Source organism: Pirellulimonas nuda, assembly GCF_007750855.1.
GTDB lineage: Bacteria > Planctomycetota > Planctomycetia > Pirellulales > Lacipirellulaceae > Pirellulimonas > Pirellulimonas nuda.
In genome coordinates this window covers 4,138,709-4,154,090 of record NZ_CP036291.1, presented here as the reverse complement: position 1 = coordinate 4,154,090, position 15,382 = coordinate 4,138,709, and the positions used below count along the sequence as shown (strand labels likewise).

At 68.2% G+C, this 15,382-nt stretch carries 10 protein-coding genes; 6 read left to right on the top strand and 4 right to left on the bottom strand.

Going from position 1 to position 15,382, the window contains the following annotated elements:
* Positions 1-149 precede the first annotated feature (149 nt).
* On the bottom strand, positions 150-1,943 hold the full coding sequence (locus tag Pla175_RS16065) for an ATP-binding cassette domain-containing protein (RefSeq protein ID WP_145287196.1): 1,794 nt from the start codon (positions 1,941-1,943) through the stop codon (positions 150-152).
* Positions 1,944-2,183: 240 nt separating this feature from the next.
* Here Pla175_RS16065 and Pla175_RS16060 point away from each other — a divergent pair, with 240 nt between their 5' ends.
* Both Pla175_RS16060 and Pla175_RS16055 read left to right on the top strand, forming a co-directional pair.
* Positions 2,184-4,016: a Kelch repeat-containing protein gene (locus Pla175_RS16060; protein WP_145287192.1), complete on the top strand. Its 1,833-nt coding sequence runs from the start codon at positions 2,184-2,186 to the stop codon at positions 4,014-4,016.
* A 135-nt stretch (positions 4,017-4,151) separates the two neighbouring features.
* Positions 4,152-5,714 (top strand): sodium:solute symporter family transporter, encoded by a 1,563-nt coding sequence (locus Pla175_RS16055; protein ID WP_145287189.1) that lies wholly within the window; start codon positions 4,152-4,154, stop codon positions 5,712-5,714.
* A 57-nt stretch (positions 5,715-5,771) separates the two neighbouring features.
* Here Pla175_RS16055 and Pla175_RS16050 read toward each other — a convergent pair whose 3' ends face one another.
* Entirely contained in the window at positions 5,772-7,361 is a 1,590-nt protein-coding gene (locus Pla175_RS16050; RefSeq protein WP_197526901.1) for a glycoside hydrolase family protein, read from the bottom strand.
* 94 nt (positions 7,362-7,455) lie between these two features.
* On the opposite strand from Pla175_RS16050, the gene Pla175_RS16045 reads away from it, so the two are divergent.
* A complete protein-coding gene (locus Pla175_RS16045) occupies positions 7,456-8,406 on the top strand; it encodes an outer membrane protein assembly factor BamB family protein (RefSeq protein ID WP_145287182.1) in 951 nt (316 codons plus the stop codon).
* 186 nt (positions 8,407-8,592) lie between these two features.
* Here the strand turns inward: Pla175_RS16045 and Pla175_RS16040 are convergent, their stop codons facing one another.
* Together Pla175_RS16040 and Pla175_RS16035 are read right to left on the bottom strand one after the other, a co-directional pair.
* A complete protein-coding gene (locus Pla175_RS16040; RefSeq protein ID WP_231953928.1) occupies positions 8,593-9,975 on the bottom strand; it encodes a DUF1552 domain-containing protein in 1,383 nt (460 codons plus the stop codon).
* The gene (locus Pla175_RS16035) at positions 9,972-12,371 is read right to left on the bottom strand and encodes a DUF1592 domain-containing protein (RefSeq protein ID WP_145287179.1); all 2,400 of its coding nucleotides are present in this window, start codon (positions 12,369-12,371) and stop codon (positions 9,972-9,974) included. The genes Pla175_RS16040 and Pla175_RS16035 overlap by 4 nt, the downstream gene beginning before the upstream one ends.
* 269 nt (positions 12,372-12,640) lie before the next feature.
* Here Pla175_RS16035 and Pla175_RS16030 point away from each other — a divergent pair, with 269 nt between their 5' ends.
* From Pla175_RS16030 to Pla175_RS16020, 3 genes are all read left to right on the top strand, one after another.
* Positions 12,641-13,780 (top strand): alpha/beta hydrolase-fold protein, encoded by a 1,140-nt coding sequence (locus Pla175_RS16030; RefSeq protein WP_197526900.1) that lies wholly within the window; start codon positions 12,641-12,643, stop codon positions 13,778-13,780.
* A gap of 316 nt (positions 13,781-14,096) precedes the next feature.
* Entirely contained in the window at positions 14,097-15,095 is a 999-nt protein-coding gene (locus Pla175_RS16025; protein WP_145287176.1) for a hypothetical protein, read from the top strand.
* Positions 15,096-15,153: 58 nt separating this feature from the next.
* Entirely contained in the window at positions 15,154-15,372 is a 219-nt protein-coding gene (locus Pla175_RS16020) for a zinc-ribbon domain-containing protein (protein ID WP_145287173.1), read from the top strand.
* Positions 15,373-15,382: the final 10 nt, after the last annotated feature.

Genomic DNA, 15,382 nt, shown 5'->3' with positions numbered 1-15,382 from the left:
CCCGTAGGCCGGAACAAGCCCGCGCAAGCGGGCGCCGTTCCGGCGTGCAGCGGGGTCGTTTGATTCCATAGCGCAGCCTGCTCCGGGGGCCTGCCCGCCTGCTCTGGGGGCCTGCCGGAACCACGCTCGCTCCGCTCGTTTGTTCCGGCCTACGTGTTGGCGAGCATTTCGAGCGCTTCCCAGCGCTGGTAAACGCCGGCCAGCTCGGCGTCTAGCTTCGACAGGTCGGCCTGTGCGGCGGCTATTTCTGCGGAGGGCTGCTGGTAGAAGCCGGGCTCGGCCATCGCTTCGTGCAGCTTGGCGATCTCGGCCTCGAGCTTCTCGATCCGCGCCGGCAGCCGCTGGAGGTCGCGTTGGTCCTGGTAGGAAAGCTTCTGCTTCTTCGGCGCCGGGGCGGCGGGCGCCTTGGCGGTCTTTTTGGCGGCGGGTTCGGCGGGCGCGGCGGGCTTCTGCTTGCGTTGGCGGACCCAGTCGTCGTAGCCCCCCACGTACTCGCACACCCCCTCGGGCTCGAACACCATCGTGCTGGCGACCACGTTGTTCAGGAACGCCCGGTCGTGGCTCACCAGCAGCAGCGTCCCCTCGAACTCCACCAGCCGCGACTCCAGCAGCTCCAGCGTTTCGATGTCGAGGTCGTTGGTTGGTTCGTCCATCACCAGCACGTTGGCCGGCTTCGAGAAGAGCCGCGCCAGCAACAAGCGGTTGCGCTCGCCCCCAGAGAGCACCTTCACCAGGGTGCGGGAACGCTCCGGAGAGAACAGAAAGTCTTGCAGGTAGGAGAGCACGTGCCGCGGCTTGCCGTCGATGGTGAGCGTCTCGCCCCCCGCGCCCAGGTTGTCCTGCACGGTGGCGTTCTCGTCGAGCGTCTGCCGGAGCTGGTCGAAGTAGGCGACCTGGAGCTTGGTGCCCAGCTTCACCGAGCCGGACTGCGGCTTGAGCTGCCCCAGCAGCAGCTTGAGCAGCGTGGTCTTGCCCGCGCCGTTGGGCCCGATCAGGCCGATCTTGTCGCCCCGCATAATGGTGGTTGAAAAGTCGTCGACGATTGTGCGGTTGGGGAAGGCGAACGAGACGCCCTCCACCTTGGCCACCAGGGCGCCGCTCGCCGCGCCGCTGGGCGCCTCGATGCGGGCGGTGCCGACCTTGGCGCGGCGCTGGCTGCGCTCGTCGCGCATCTGCATCAGCGCCCGCACGCGTCCCTCGTTACGCGCACGCCGCGCCTTGACCCCGCGGCGGAGCCACACCTCTTCTTCGGCCAGCCGCTTGTCGAATAGCGCGTTCTGCTTCTCTTCTGCCTCGAGCGCCGCTTCTTTCCGCTCCAAGAACGTCGGGTAGTCGCACGACCAGTCGAACAGCCGGCCGCGGTCGATCTCCAGGATGCGGGTCGCCAGGTTCTGCAGGAACGCCCGGTCGTGGGTCACAAACAGCAGCGTCGCCGGCCAGCGCAGCAAGAAGTTTTCGAGCCAGTCGATGGCTTCTAGGTCGAGGTGGTTGGTCGGCTCGTCCAGCAGCAGCACGTCGGGCTCGGAGATAATGGTCTGCGCCAGCAGCACGCGGCGTTTCATGCCGGAGGAGAGCTGGGCGACCTGGCGGTCGCCGTCGAGGGACATCTGGGTTAGCAGACGCTCAACGCGGTGGTCGGAGCGCCACGCCTCGGCGTCGTGCGGGTCGTGGGCCGCCTGAGACACCACGTCGGCGATCGTGCCGGCCAGCCCTTCGGGCACGTTCTGGGGGAGCTGGGCGACCCGCACCCCGGGGCCGACCCAGCGCTCGCCGTGGTCGGGGGTCAGGGCGCCCGACAGCAGCTTCATCAGCGTGGTCTTGCCGGCGCCGTTGCGGCCGACCAGCCCGATGCGTTGGCCCGGCTCGATGCGGCAGGTGACGTCGTCCAGCAGCGTGGGGCCGCGGAAACCGATAGAGATATTGTTGAGCTGAACGAGCGCCATGGAAGCCGTAGGTAGGGGTGGGAAGCACGGGGCAGGCCCCGCATCGTACCCCACAGGGGGGCCGCATTCGAAGGCCTCAACCAAGCCCCGTCCCGAACCACGCGGTCGCGGCGCCGCCAACTTGCTATCAGAGTGGGTTTGGTTCAGACTTATCCCCGCGTCTTCGGCCGGATACGGCTCTTTCTTGCTGCTTCTTGTCCCTCTCGTTCCACCCCCTCCCAGTTGGTGCTCATCTTGACCATGCGACTCCGAATCTTGCTGCTGCTAGCGACCACTTGCGTTTCTGCGCCATTGGCTCTCGGGGAAGACGCCCCGTGGCGGGAGCTGCTGGACCCGGAGCTGTCCCAGTGGGAGCTGTACATGGGCATCCCGCACGTCTCGACGCCGATCGAGTGGCAGGGCAAGTCAGAGAACTGCCGCACCGGCAAGCCTCTCGGGCTGGGGAACGACCCGCTGAAGGTCTTCACCACCCGCCAGATCGACGGCGAGACGGTGCTGCACATCAGCGGCCAGGTCTACGGCGGATTAACGTCGCTTGAAGAGTTCGAGGACTACCAGTTGTCCGTGGAGACACGTTGGCTCGACAAGAAGTGGCCCCCCCGGGCAGACACGCTCAAGGACAGCGGCGTGCTCTACCACTGCGTCGGCGACCACGGCGCGTTCTGGAAAGTGTGGATGCGGTGCCTCGAGTGCCAGGTGCAGCAGGGAGACTTCGGCGACTTCTACCCGCTCGCCGGCACGGCGGCAGACGTCAAGCTGAACCCGTCGGGGAAGAACCGCAACCGGTTCAACCCGGAGGGCAAGTCGACGGTGGTCGGGGCCCGCAACGGCCCGGGGATCGGTTCTGCCCGCCGGGGCCCCAACGCGGAGCGGCCAGACGGTGAGTGGAACCGGGTCGAGGTCTACACGGTCGGCGACAAGGCGATCCACGTCGTGAACGGCGTCCCGGTGATGCTGCTGGAGAACACCCGCCAGAAGAAGGGCGACGGATTCGAGCCGCTCACCAAAGGCAAGATCCAGATCCAATCCGAAGCGGCCGAGATCGAGTACCGCCGCATCCGGGTCCGCCCGATCCGCCGGTTCCCGGCCGAGCTCGCCGCGGCGGTCGGGCTCGAGGCCCCGGCGGCCCAGCCCGCGGGATCGGCCCCGGTGAAAGACCAAGCAGCGGAGTCGGCGTGGCAGACGCTCGACCCGCGCGGCGTCCCCGACAAGCGGCACGAGTGCGGCTTCGTGGAGTGCGGCGGCAAGTTCTACCTGCTGGGGGGGAGACGCCAGCAGTCGATCGGCATCTACGACCCGGTGGTGAACGCCTGGACCGAGGGCGCCATCCCGCCGGTGGAGGTGCACCACTTCCAGGCGGCGGCCGTGGACGGCGAGGTCTGGATCGCCGGCGGCATGACGGGCCCGTACCCCAACGAGAAGCCGCTGGCCAACGTGCTGATCTACGACCCCAAGCAAGACCGCTGGCGCCAGGGCCCCGAGATCCCCGCCGACCGCCGCCGCGGCGCCGCGGGCGCCGTGCTGCACGACGGCGGCCTGTACCTGGTGGGGGGGATCGTTGACGGGCACAACGGGGGCTTCATCCCCTGGTTCGACCGCTACGACCTCAAGACCGGCAAGTGGACGCGGCTCCCCGACGCGCCGCACGCCCGCGACCACTTCCACGCCGCGGTGGCCGGCGGCGCGCTGTGGGCCGCGGGGGGGCGGACCACCAGCAAGGACACCGGCAAGGTGTTCGAGCTGACGATCGACGACGTCGACCGCTACGATTTTGAGACCGGCAAGTGGTCGACCCCCACCCGCATCCCCACGCCGCGCGGGGGGAGCTTCGCGACTTCCGTCGGCGACCTGCTGATCGTGGCCGGGGGCGAATCGGGCCGCCCGCTGGCCCACGACGAGGTCGAGGCCTTCGACACCCAGACGGGCCAGTGGCGCTCGCTGCCGCGGTTCGCCCGCGGTCGCCACGGCACGGGGATCCTCTCGTTCGACGGACGGCTGTTCGTCGCGGCGGGCTCCGGCCGACGCGGAGGCAACCCGGAGCTGGACAGCATCGAGGCGTTGCGCTTGCCGTAACGCCGGCTGGGCTCCCAGCGATGGGGCCCTTAACCATGGGGCCGCCGGGCTTCGGCAAATCGCTCCTGGTCCGAACGCCTGACTTGGACTAGAAACTGCAAGCAGTTCGGTTCACGCGTCTAGCGCGAGGCAGCGGTGAAGCTCCCCACACTCGACTTGTTTGTCATCGCGGCCTACGGGGTCGGGGTGTTCCTGTTTGGTTGCTGGTTTGCCCGCCGCAGCAGCAACACCAGCGGCTTCATGACCGCCGGCGGCGGGGCGCCGGGGTGGGCGATCGGCCTGTCGATCTTCGGCACCTACCTCTCCAGCAACACCTTCCTGCTCTACCCCGGCAAGGCGTACGGCGGAGACTGGAACGCGTTTGCGTTCACGCTCGCCATCCCCGTCGCGGCGTTGCTGGCCACGGTCTACTTTATCCCGTTCTACCGCGCCGGACGGTCGATCTCTGCCTACGAGCACCTGGAAGAAAAATTCGGCCTCTGGGCCCGCACCTACGGGGTCGCCTGCTACCTGCTGGTGCAGCTCGCCCGGGTCGGCGCGGTGATGTTCGGCATGTCGCTGGTGCTCTCAACGCTGACCGGTTGGCCGCAGCACTACGTGATCATCGCCGCGGGGGTGCTGGTGACCGTCTACACCGCCATCGGCGGCATCGAAGCGGTCATCTGGACCGACGTGGTGCAGGCGGTGGTGTTGTTGGCGGGGGCGCTGGTGCTGTTCGGGTTGCTGCTGGGGGGCATGCCGGAGGGGCCGGGCCAGACGCTGCAGATCGCCCGGGAAGCGAACAAAACGTCGCTCGGCAGCCTCGACCTCGACCTCGTCCGCTCCACCTTTTGGGTCCCGCTGCTGTACGGCCTGGTAGAGAACCTCCGCAACTTCGGCATCGACCAGGGCTACGTGCAGCGCTACCACGCCGCGCGGAGCGCCCAGGCGGCGCAGCGCAGCCTGTGGCTGGGGGTGTCGCTCTACGTGCCGACCTGTGCGTTGTTCTTCGCCATCGGCACGGCGTCGTTTGCATACTACCAAACCCACCCCCAGATGCTGGCGGACGTCCAGCAGCAGGTGGCCGAGCGGCGTAGCGCCGCCGGCGGCGAGGCGGTCGACCCGGCAAGCCTGTCGGACAGCGAGGTGGCCGACAGCGTGCTGCCGCACTTCATCGTGCACGGGCTCCCCGCGGGCGCCACGGGGCTGCTGATCGCCGCGATCTGCGCCGCGGCGATGAGCAGCATCGACACCTCGTTGAACAGCACCGCCACGGTCGTGCTAATCGATATCTACCAGCGGATGCTGCGGCCCGGCTGCGGCGAGCGCGAGTCGATGGCGGTGCTGTACGGCGCCACGGCGGTGGTGGGCGCGCTGGGCGTCGCCATCGCGTTGCTATTGATGCGCGCCGAGAGCGTGCTGGACGCGTACTGGGCGCTCTCCGGGGTCTTCGCGGGGGGCATCTTGGGGCTGTTCTTGCTGGGGCAGTTCGCCCGCTGGGTCAAGAACGCCGCGGCGGCGATCGCGGCCGCGGTGGGGGTGCTGGTGGTGTTGTGGTGCTCGGCGCCGCAGCTCATCGAGGTGCCCGCCGCGTGGCGTTACCCGCTGCACGTGCACATGACGATGGTCGTCGGCACGCTCACGGTGTTCCTGGTGGGGCTGGCGGTCCAGCCGTTGATCACGGCCGCCAATCCCACCCCAGGCGAGCCGCCGGCGTAAGGCGGCGGAGTAGAACAAGCGAAACCTCCGTCGGCTGACGCCGGCGGCTCGCCTGGGTTACGGCTGGGTTGGTTTGCAGCCGTCGAACACTAGGTTCTCGGTGGTCGCAGGGTCGATCTGGATGAAGCGGTCCTTGGTCGAATCATCCAGGCAAACGCCGCCGATGCGTACGTTGCGCACCACGATGTTCTTGGCGGGCCATACCGCTTCGGTCCCCTCGACCGCGCCGGGGCCCCCCTGGATCACGCCCCGGCCGAACTGATGGTCGACGGTGACGTCCTCCAGCAGGATGTCTCCGATGTAGCCCAGACGCTTCGCCTGGCCCGGCGCCAGCGCCGGCGGATACTCGCCCGGTTCGCGGCGGTTGGCCTTGATGTTGAACAGCGCCGGGATGCTCCCTTCGATGCGGATGCTGCGGAAGACGGTCGTCTCGCCCGTGGGGCGGAAGCTGTACAGCGTCTGGCTCATGACCAGTCCGTTGTTGTTCTGCAGCGTCAGCCACTCCGGGTTGATGATGTCGATGTCCTCCATCACCGAGCCGCCGGTGGTGTAGTCGCGCCAGCCGTAGGTCATGATGCTGCCGTTGTGGCCGGGCCACAGCACGCAGTCGCTCACCTTGAGCGCGAAGTTGTAGAAGAAATCGTCGGCGCAGCGCATGAAGCAGTTGCGCACCACGGTGCGCCAGCCGGGGCGGAAGCCGTCGTTGTTCCAGTGCCAGCCGATGATCTTGACGTCCTCGATCAAGGAGTCGTCGCCGCACACCACGCCGTGCAGCGGCGCCTCGATGATGGTCACCCCTTGCACCACGGCGTTGTGGCCCAGGTGGACAAAGCTCCGCCGCACGCTCTTGTCCCAGGAGTACTGCCGGCCGGAGAGCACGCCGCGGCCGTAGACGCGCTGATTGTCGCCGCGGCCGGCGATGTGCCCTTCGACGAACGCTCCTCTGGCAAGGTAGGCCGACTGCCCCTCCCGCAGCACCAAGCCGCCCTGCCCCTGGATGACCTGCGGCTGGGCGGTCTTCGCCAGGTTGTAGTAGCCGGGCGGGAAGTAGATCACCCGGGCGGCGGCGAGCGCCACTGCGTCGGCGTCTGCGGAGAAGACCACGACCCCCGCGTCGTCCGGCTTGGGCGCGTCGCGCTCCGGCGGATCGACCAGCACGCACAGCATGTGCTTGATCCAGCCGTGGCGGGTGGTGCGGTTGTCGGCGGCTTCGAAGTCGACCGCCACGTACCGCTGCGGCCGGTCGAGCGTAAACCCGACGCTCTGCCGGTCGTCTGCTGCTTCGGGCGTCAGGCCGTAGCTCCGCGGAGCGAGGCGGACCCCCTCCACGGGCTCGTTCGAGAGGCGCTCGACCCGCACCCTGAGCGGCCCCCCGGCGGGGTCGTAGCCCAGCGAAGCAAACGAGAACGTGCGTCCCTTGAGGTCGGAGGCCTCGCCGTCCACGTACTGGCCCCCCTCGTAGATGGCGTCCGACTTGAGCACCTGGACTTCTTGCTCGGGCCCGTCGCCCACGCGGGCCCAAACCCGGTAGTGCGGCGAAAGAACCCCCTGGCCGGGCGCGGTAGGCCAGTCGTGGGTCGTCAGGGCCGGCCCTGCGGAGGCGGTAGTCAGGAGAGTAAGATGAAGGCAAGCAACGTAGAGTTTCATTGCGCGAATCCAAAAGAAAAGTGCGATAGCACGCAATATAGCCGTCGCGGGTACGTGCCGCAAACTCCCCTCGTTCAGAAAGACTGAGAGCGCCATGCGAACCCGCTACGTCACTCTGCTGGCGATCGCCTTCCTGCTCGGCCCCGCTGGCTTCGGCCACGCGGACCACCGAGTGCTGATGCAGGGAGAAGGAAAACTGGCGATCGTCGCCGCCGATGGCGCGGTGGAGTGGGAGATGCCCTGGGGACCCATTCACGACCTCCACGTGCTCCCCGGCGGCAACATCCTCACGCAAGACCGCATGCGACGCGTTGTCGAAATCGATACGATCCAGAAGAAAGTGGTCTGGTCCTACGACTCGGCCTCGGCCGGGGGCAACGCCGGCCGGCCGGTAGAAGTGCACGCCGTGCAGCCGCTGGCGGACGGCCGGGTGATGATCGCCGAATCGGGGCCCGGCAGGATCATCGAGGTCGACCGCAGCGGCGCCATCGTGCATCAGGTCAAGCTGAAGATCGCCCGGCCCGACGCGCACCGCGACACGCGCCTGGTGCGGAAGATCGCCGGCGGCAACTACCTGGTTTGCCACGAAGGGGAGGGGGTGGTGCGCGAGTACCACGGCCAGACCGGCGACGTCGTATGGGAGTACCCGGTCCCGCTGTTCGGGCGCGCCCGCGCGGATGGGCACGGGCCCGAGGCGTTTGGCAATCAGGCGTTCGCGGCGCTGCGGCTCGCCGGCGGCAGCACGCTGATCGCTACCGGCAACGGGCACGGCGTCATCGAGGTGACTCCTCAGAAAGAAGTCGTCTGGCGGCTCGACCAGCACGACCTGCCGGGCGTCACGCTCGCCTGGGTGACCACGCTCGAGGTGCTCCCCGGCGGAAACTACGTGATCGGCAACTGCCACGCGGGGCCCGACAACCCGCTGCTGATCGAGATCGAGCCGGAGTCCAAGCGGGTTGTGTGGACGTTCGACCGCTTCGACCTGTTCGGCAACGCGGCGTCGAACTCACAGGTCCTCGATGCCGGACCGCCGGCGCTCCGCTAGCGACCGCAGTAGTAAACACAGAGTCACAGAGGGCACAGAGACGTAAGGAGAAAAAAGTTCCAGCCTCAGTGACCAATACCCGGCGCCACGGCTTCGTCAGTCATCGAGGCTTGCATAGCGGCGTTTTCAAGATTCTCCGTCCGTTCCTGTGCCCTCTGTGGCTCCGTGGTTAAGCGTCCTCGACGTCTACCCAAGCACCAGCGGCCCGTCGGCGCAGTATTTCTCCGCGCCGAAGCTCTTCAGCCCCGTGTGCCCGAGCCCGTGCGCCAGCGCCATCCACAGCCGGTTGTGCGGCACGCCCTTCATGTCGAGCGCGCGGCCGCGCTGGAAGCCGGCGCCCCCGCCCACCAGCAAGAAGGGGATGTTGTTGAGCGTGTGCGAGTTCCCCTTGCCCAGCTCGTTGACCCACACGATCTGGGTGTTGTCCAGCATGTTGCCCCCCGCGCCCCCCGGCTCGGGGGTTTCGGCGAGCCGCTTAGCCAGGTGGGCCACCTCGCCCGCGAACCAGGAGTTGATCCGCTTGAGCTTGTCGTAGGCGGCCTTGTCGGAGTCGGGCTCGTGCGACAGCCCGTGGTGCCCGTCTTCGATGCCCAGCCAACGCATCCGCGCCTGGCCGACCGAGCGCATGAACTGCAGGCTTGCGACCCGCGTCATGCCGTTGGCCAGGGCGCTCACGATCAGCTCGATCTGCATCCGGCTGATCGCCGGCGTGTTGTCGTTGACCAGCTCGATCTCTGGATCGATCTCGGGTTCGGGGTGCGCCAGCTCGGTCTCGACCGAGGCGGCCGCGATGTCGCGTTCTAGTTGGCTCACCTGCTGCATGTGCTCCTCCAGCAACGCGCGGTCCTCGGGGCTGAGCCGCGGCGCCACGCGGCGTAGGTCTTCCTGCACGTGGTCCAGCACCCCCGCGATCCGCCGGCGGTCGGCGGCGCCGCGGTAGAGCTTGTCGAACACCTGGTGCGGGTCGTCCAGCGGGGCGACCGGGCGGTCGTCGCCTGCGTAGCACATACGGGTCCACGGGTCGGCGCGGTTGGGGACCGCGACGCCCAGCTCGAGCGAGGCGAACCGCGTGCGGCCCGCGTCCTGCGACTGGAAGAAGCGGGCCATCTCTTGGTCGATGGAGATGCCCGACGCCCACCCGGCCGGCTTGTCGGAGCCGCCTTGGATGTTGCCCGGGTTGAGGTGCGTGGCGGTCAGCAGGCACGACATGCCGCGCATGTGGCCGTCGCCGTCGCCGCGGATCTCGTTGTTCACCCCCTTGAGGAACAGCAACTGGTCACGCAGCGGCTCGAGCGCCGCGAGCATCGGCTTCACCTGCAGCGGGTGGGGCCGCCCCGCTTTGTCGAGGCCGAACCGGTCGGGCCAGAACTCGTCCGGCAGCGTGCCGTTGGGGGTGAACACCACCACCAGCCGCTTGCGCGCGGCGGCGGGCCCGGGGGCGCCGGCGCGGGCGCTGGGCAGCCCGTACAGGAACGGCAGCGCCGCGGCCCCCACCCCGAGGTCGCGGAGGAACCGGCGGCGGTCTTGGCTGGGCGTCATAGCAAACGGCGTCGGCGCGTTGGGGTTCATAGCGAGGTCTCCGGAGCGGCCGCTGAATCATCCGACAGTCCGTGGCTGGCCGATACCACGGCAATCTTTTCGATTAATCCCCGCACGGCGAACCCGTTCGCCGTGAAATCGCGACGCAGCGCCTCGGCGGCATCGGGCCCATAGGCCGAGGGGTCTTGCTTCACCAAGTGGTGGAAGAGGTGTTTGATGAACGCCCGGTGCGCCGCGGTGCTCCCCGCGGCGTAGGCGGCGATGTCTCGCGCCCGGCTCAGTTCCACCGTGGCCCCGTCGGCCGCGGTGTAGAGGCCGCGGCTGTCGATCGGCTTGACGCCGTCGTGCTGGCGCCACCGGCCGACCGCGTCGAAGTGCTCCAGCGCAAAGCCCAGCGGGTTGATGACTTCGTGGCACGACATGCACGCCTGGTCGCGCGTCAGCTCGGTGACCTTCTCGCGCATGCTGAGGTCCGCCGCGAACGAATCGTCGCTGAACGCCACCGCCACGGGGGGCGGCCTCAGCGTGCGTCCCACGATCCGGCGGGTCAGGAACACCCCGCGGTGGATGGGCGAGGTGTTGTTGTGGTACGCGAACGCGCTGAGCAGGTAGGGGTGGGTCAGCACCCCCGACCGCTGTGCGTCCGAGAACACGTACCGGCGGAAGCCGCCGGCGTCTGGCTCGGCGCTCGCGTCCGCGGCGCCCCCTTCGCCGTACAGCGCGGCGAGCCGATCGTTCAGCAGCAGGTAGTCCGCCAACAGCAACTGGCGGTAGTCGGAGTCCCCCTCCCACACCGCCCGGTCGAGGAACAGCTCCAGCGAGCGCCGCAGGTCCGCGGCCACCGGTTCGTCAAAGTCGGGGTAGAGCTTCTGGTCCTTGGCGAGGTCGCGTTCGTCCAGCTCCAGCCAGTCTGCGAAGAACTCCTGCACTTTGGCGCGGGTGCGGGGGTCTTGCAGCATCCGCGCGGCCTGGGCCTCGATCTGCTGTGCGGTTTTCAGCTTTCCCTTGTCTGCGGCGGCCGCCAGTTGGGCGTCGGGGATCGAGTCCCACAGCGCCAGCGCCAGCCGCGCGGCGACCGCGTGCGGGTCGGGGCCTCGGTCGCCCGCGCTCTGGTCGGCCCCCGCCTTCAGGTCGGCCCCCGTGCTCAGGTCGACGTAGAGGAAGTGGGGCGACGTGAGCGCCAGCAGCACCCCCTTACGCACGGCGCCCTCGGCGCTGTCGGTCGTTGCGAACAGCTCTTCGCGGAACAGCTGCTGCTCGGCCGGGGTCAGGGGGCGGCGGTAGGCCGCGGCGACAAACCGGGAAAGGAACTCCGGCAGCCGGTCGGCCTTCCTGCCCGCAAGGGCCGGGAGCTTCGCCACGACCTCGTCCGCGGTCTCGAGCGCGGCCTCGCTGATGGCGGTCAGCCACGCCTGCGACACCGAGGAACCTTGCTCATAACCCAGGCTGCGGTCGTCGGCCGGCAGGGGCGTTTGCAGCACGAAGGTGCGCCCGGGCGTGGCGTTGTCGACATTCTGTTGGCCGAGGACTTCCCAGGCGCCGTGCGGCGTCCGCCACTCGAGCCGCACGCTGGCGGTCTTGTCGAGGTACTTGAAGAACTCAACGCGGATCGGGTACCGCCGACCCGCCAGCAGGAAAACGCGCGCCGTGTCCTCGCGCATCTTGCCGGAGCCGACCCACTGATCGATGAGCGGCGCGTTGCCGGCCTCGCCGCCGTCGTCACGCATGATGCGCCCCTGCGCCATGCCGTCGCGGTTCAGGTAGAGCCGCGCGCCGTTCTGCGTCCGCAACCGGAACTCGTAGTCGCCCGTGTGTGGGGCAGACACCGCGCCGCGCCACACGATCGAGAACTGATCGGCGCCGATCCCCTCGGCGGGGCTCCCCGTGTCGAAGTCGAAATCGATCGCCGCATCCACCCGCTGCAGCGCGTCTCCTTGGGCCTTGTTCATGCCGTCGGACTTGTAGTACTCGGCGTGCCAGCCCGGCGCCCCGGCCGCGGCGTTCTCGCGACCCGGCGTGAACCGGCCCACCAGGTCGGCCAGCGCGTTGCGGTGCTGCGGGACGGTGAGTCGCGATATCACGATCCGCGGCGCGTGACCCGCGCGGGCCCGCGCGGCGGGCGAGTAGAACGACTCGAACACGTAGCCCGCGATCGCCTCGGCTTCTTCCCCCACGCAGTCTTCGGGGGAGCCCTCGGGCATCGTCCGCTCGATCACCCGCGTCAGCTCGGCGACCGACAGGTCTCCCGCCAGGGGCGACTCGAAGGCGCCGCTCTCGCCCTGGCCGTCGGCGCCGTGGCAGGCCGCGCACTTGTCTGCGAACGCGGCCGCTCCCACGCGGTCGGGGCCGGCGGCGAGCGCCGACGACAGCAGTCCGCACGCCGCCATGGCTGCCGCTGGCCACCCTGAGTTCGAAAAGCTCAACATTAAGCCTCCTGTGACGCTCGCCGCGGGCGAGCCTGGGCCGCCCCCGTTACATCTTACCGTGATTGGCTAGCCAGGTCAGTCCGTAAGCCCCCCGTGCGACGCGATCGGTCGGGCAAACTTTGCGGGGTCTCGCGGATCGACCTTCCAGAGAGGCTTTCAGGATCGCAACCGGGGCGACCGATGTAGCGGGTACGGCGCCGCCGAAAGGCCGCCCCCTACCCAGCTTTACCGGCCCCAGCCCCCCGACGCGGCCCCCTATTTTGTCCTTTTTGTCCTCCATCCTGCGCGTTTGGCTGCTGGTCGGGCTGGCCTGCGCCTGTGGCGCCCCCGACCACGCGTCGGCCGCCCAGGACGAGCTGGCCGCCATCAACGCCCGCATGGCGGGGCGGATCGTCGACTGCACCCACAACCACGGCGCCGACCGGCGGATCGAGTCGCGCGTGCTGTGCCAACGCCGCGACCTCTACGTCTACCTCCCGCCGTGCTACGACCCGGCCCGCTGCTACCCGCTGGTGGTGTGGTGCCACGGCGCGTTCGGCGACGAGCACGCGTTCCTGGACACCGCCCAGATCGACTACCTCGACCGCTTGATCCGCTGCGGCGCGGCGCCGCCGATGATCGTCGTCTGCGCAGACGGGACCATCAAAGGAGAAGACCGCCTGCTCAGCAAGCACTCGTTCTACGTGAACGGCTGCAGCGGGCGGTTCCAGGACCACCTGCTGGACGAGGTGTTGCCGCTGGTGATCGGCCGCTACTCGATCGACCCCGACCGCTCGCGCCACGCCATCGTCGGCGTGTCGGCCGGGGGCTTTGGAGCGTTGGGGATCGCGCTGAAGCACCGCGACTGCTTCGCCTACGCGGTGTCGCACGCCGGCGCCATCAACATGCGGTACGACAACCTCAACCACGCGCCGCTGGAAGACTTTTCTCCCTGCACGTACCGCTGGAAAGACTACTACCGCCCCCGGCAGGTGATCGGCCGGTTTGCGTGCATCCCCATCCGGGCCAAGATGTACGTCAAGCCGGTCTTCGGCTCGGGCCCCGAAGTCATCCCGCGGGTCACCTGCAACAACCCGGCCGACCTGCTGCTACGCACCGCGCCGCTGCCGGGCGAGCTTGACGTGCTGCTGAGCTACGGCGACGAGGACAACCTAAACTTCGACGCCCACGCCCAGTCGTTCGCCCACCTGGCCCGCAGCTGCCCCGGCGTGCGGGTCTACACCGCCTGCTACCCGGGCATGGGCCACAGCCTCGACTACTTCCGCCAGAGCAACCAATACGCCTGGCGTTGGCTGGGCCAGCGGATGAAGGCCGACCCCCCCGCCGCTGCTAACATCGCCCAAGCAACGGCCGTGGCGCCCGAGGCGTCCGCGATGGACGAGCTGCTGAGCGCGGCGATCGTGAGGTAGGTCGGGACGGTGCTCCGCTTCCTGACGGGCGCGGCTCGAACACGGAGCATTCTCTCGCAGCGCTCGATCGAGCCGCGCCCGTCAGGAAGCGGAGCAGCCCCAAATCTGCAATTCCACCCCCACGCCGCACCGGGTGGCTGCTTGCGGGTCAAGAGTTTCGTAAGATTACAGCGGGCGTCGTTTACCAAATGCAGCCGTGGCGCGCCGCCGGACCGCCAGTGATGGCGCCCCTCTCGTGACGAGAGGGGCACGCACCCTCAGAAAACATGTGCAGTGTTTCTGCACTGCCAAGCAAGATTCGGCGAAGGAGTTCGGCATGCTGACCGTCCACGTGGATCTACGAGCATCGCACATCGCACGCCTCGCTCCCGCCGTTGCGATCTGTCTCTCCGCCGTTGCCCTCCCGTCTCCGCTCCGCGGTGAGGACTACAAGAAGGATATCCAGAAGGCGTGGGCAGACCGTGAAGCACAAGTGGGCGACCTCGTGATGAGCGTCACCATGGAAACGATGACGGCAACAGGGGCGCTCAACGGCAAGCGGGGACACGATCCCACAGGCGGCGATTCTCCGGCTCATGATCTGCACGCCGCCCGCCGCGTCACGCTCAGTGTCTCTGGTGAACTGAGGCGGCTTGAGTACGAAGGAGAGACTTTCAATTCGAGCGAGCAGGCACGAGTGCCTGAGAAGGGTGTCCTCGTCGTTCAGCAGGGAGGAGAGGTGCGAAAGCTCGCCGAGTACGAACCCGGCGGGCAAACGCGATTACAGGGGACGATTACGAGCAGAGCCATTGAGCTTGAGGAGCTCAGGAACCGACCGATGCTTGATTTCTGCCGCCCCCCGATTCATCAGCTAGACGATTTCAGCGTCACTGGGCTCGGAGCGAGCGATGACGGTGGAGAGACCATCGAGCTCACTTCCGCCGATGGTGCGCGCGTGCTCGTGGTCGACCCGGGTCGCGACTACTCCATAGTGCGGTACAGCTCAGAGAATGGCCCCAACGGAGGCCTACGCAATCGCGGCCAACTCGAGGTTGAGTACGCCCGGGACAAAACCCCAGGCTGGGCGCCCAAGCGCTGGGTGGCGACGCACCACCGTAGAGGGAGGCTAGTGAGCCGTTGCGTGTGTGAAGTCGAGGCCTGCCGCACCAACGCCTCGCTGGACCCCGGTCTCTTCTGCTTGGCGTTCCCGTCCGGCGCCCAGGTCTTCGATCTGCTAGATCCTAACATGCAGGTGCGCTACCTCTACTCGGAGGGGGGCCAGCGGAGAGAGATAGGCAGAACTAGGCTTGCTCGACCGACCAGCGCTGCTCGGTGAAGCGCCTCGGCACTGAAATGGCGTCAGGAACACGATCGCGAATTGAGCGGCCTCAACAATGACCCCTGAAACCCACGACGCCCCCCGCAAGTGCTCCCGCTGCGGCGACGAGCTGCCCGGCGGCATCCGCTTCTGTGTCGCCTGCGGCACGAACAACTTCGACCCCGACGCGGGCCGCCTCGCGCAGGCCGAGTGCCAGATCACCATGCACGCAAGGCGCCGGTGGCACGAGAAGTTTATCTACTGGTACCGGTGGATGAGCGGGATCCGGTGGTAGCGGGCAGCGG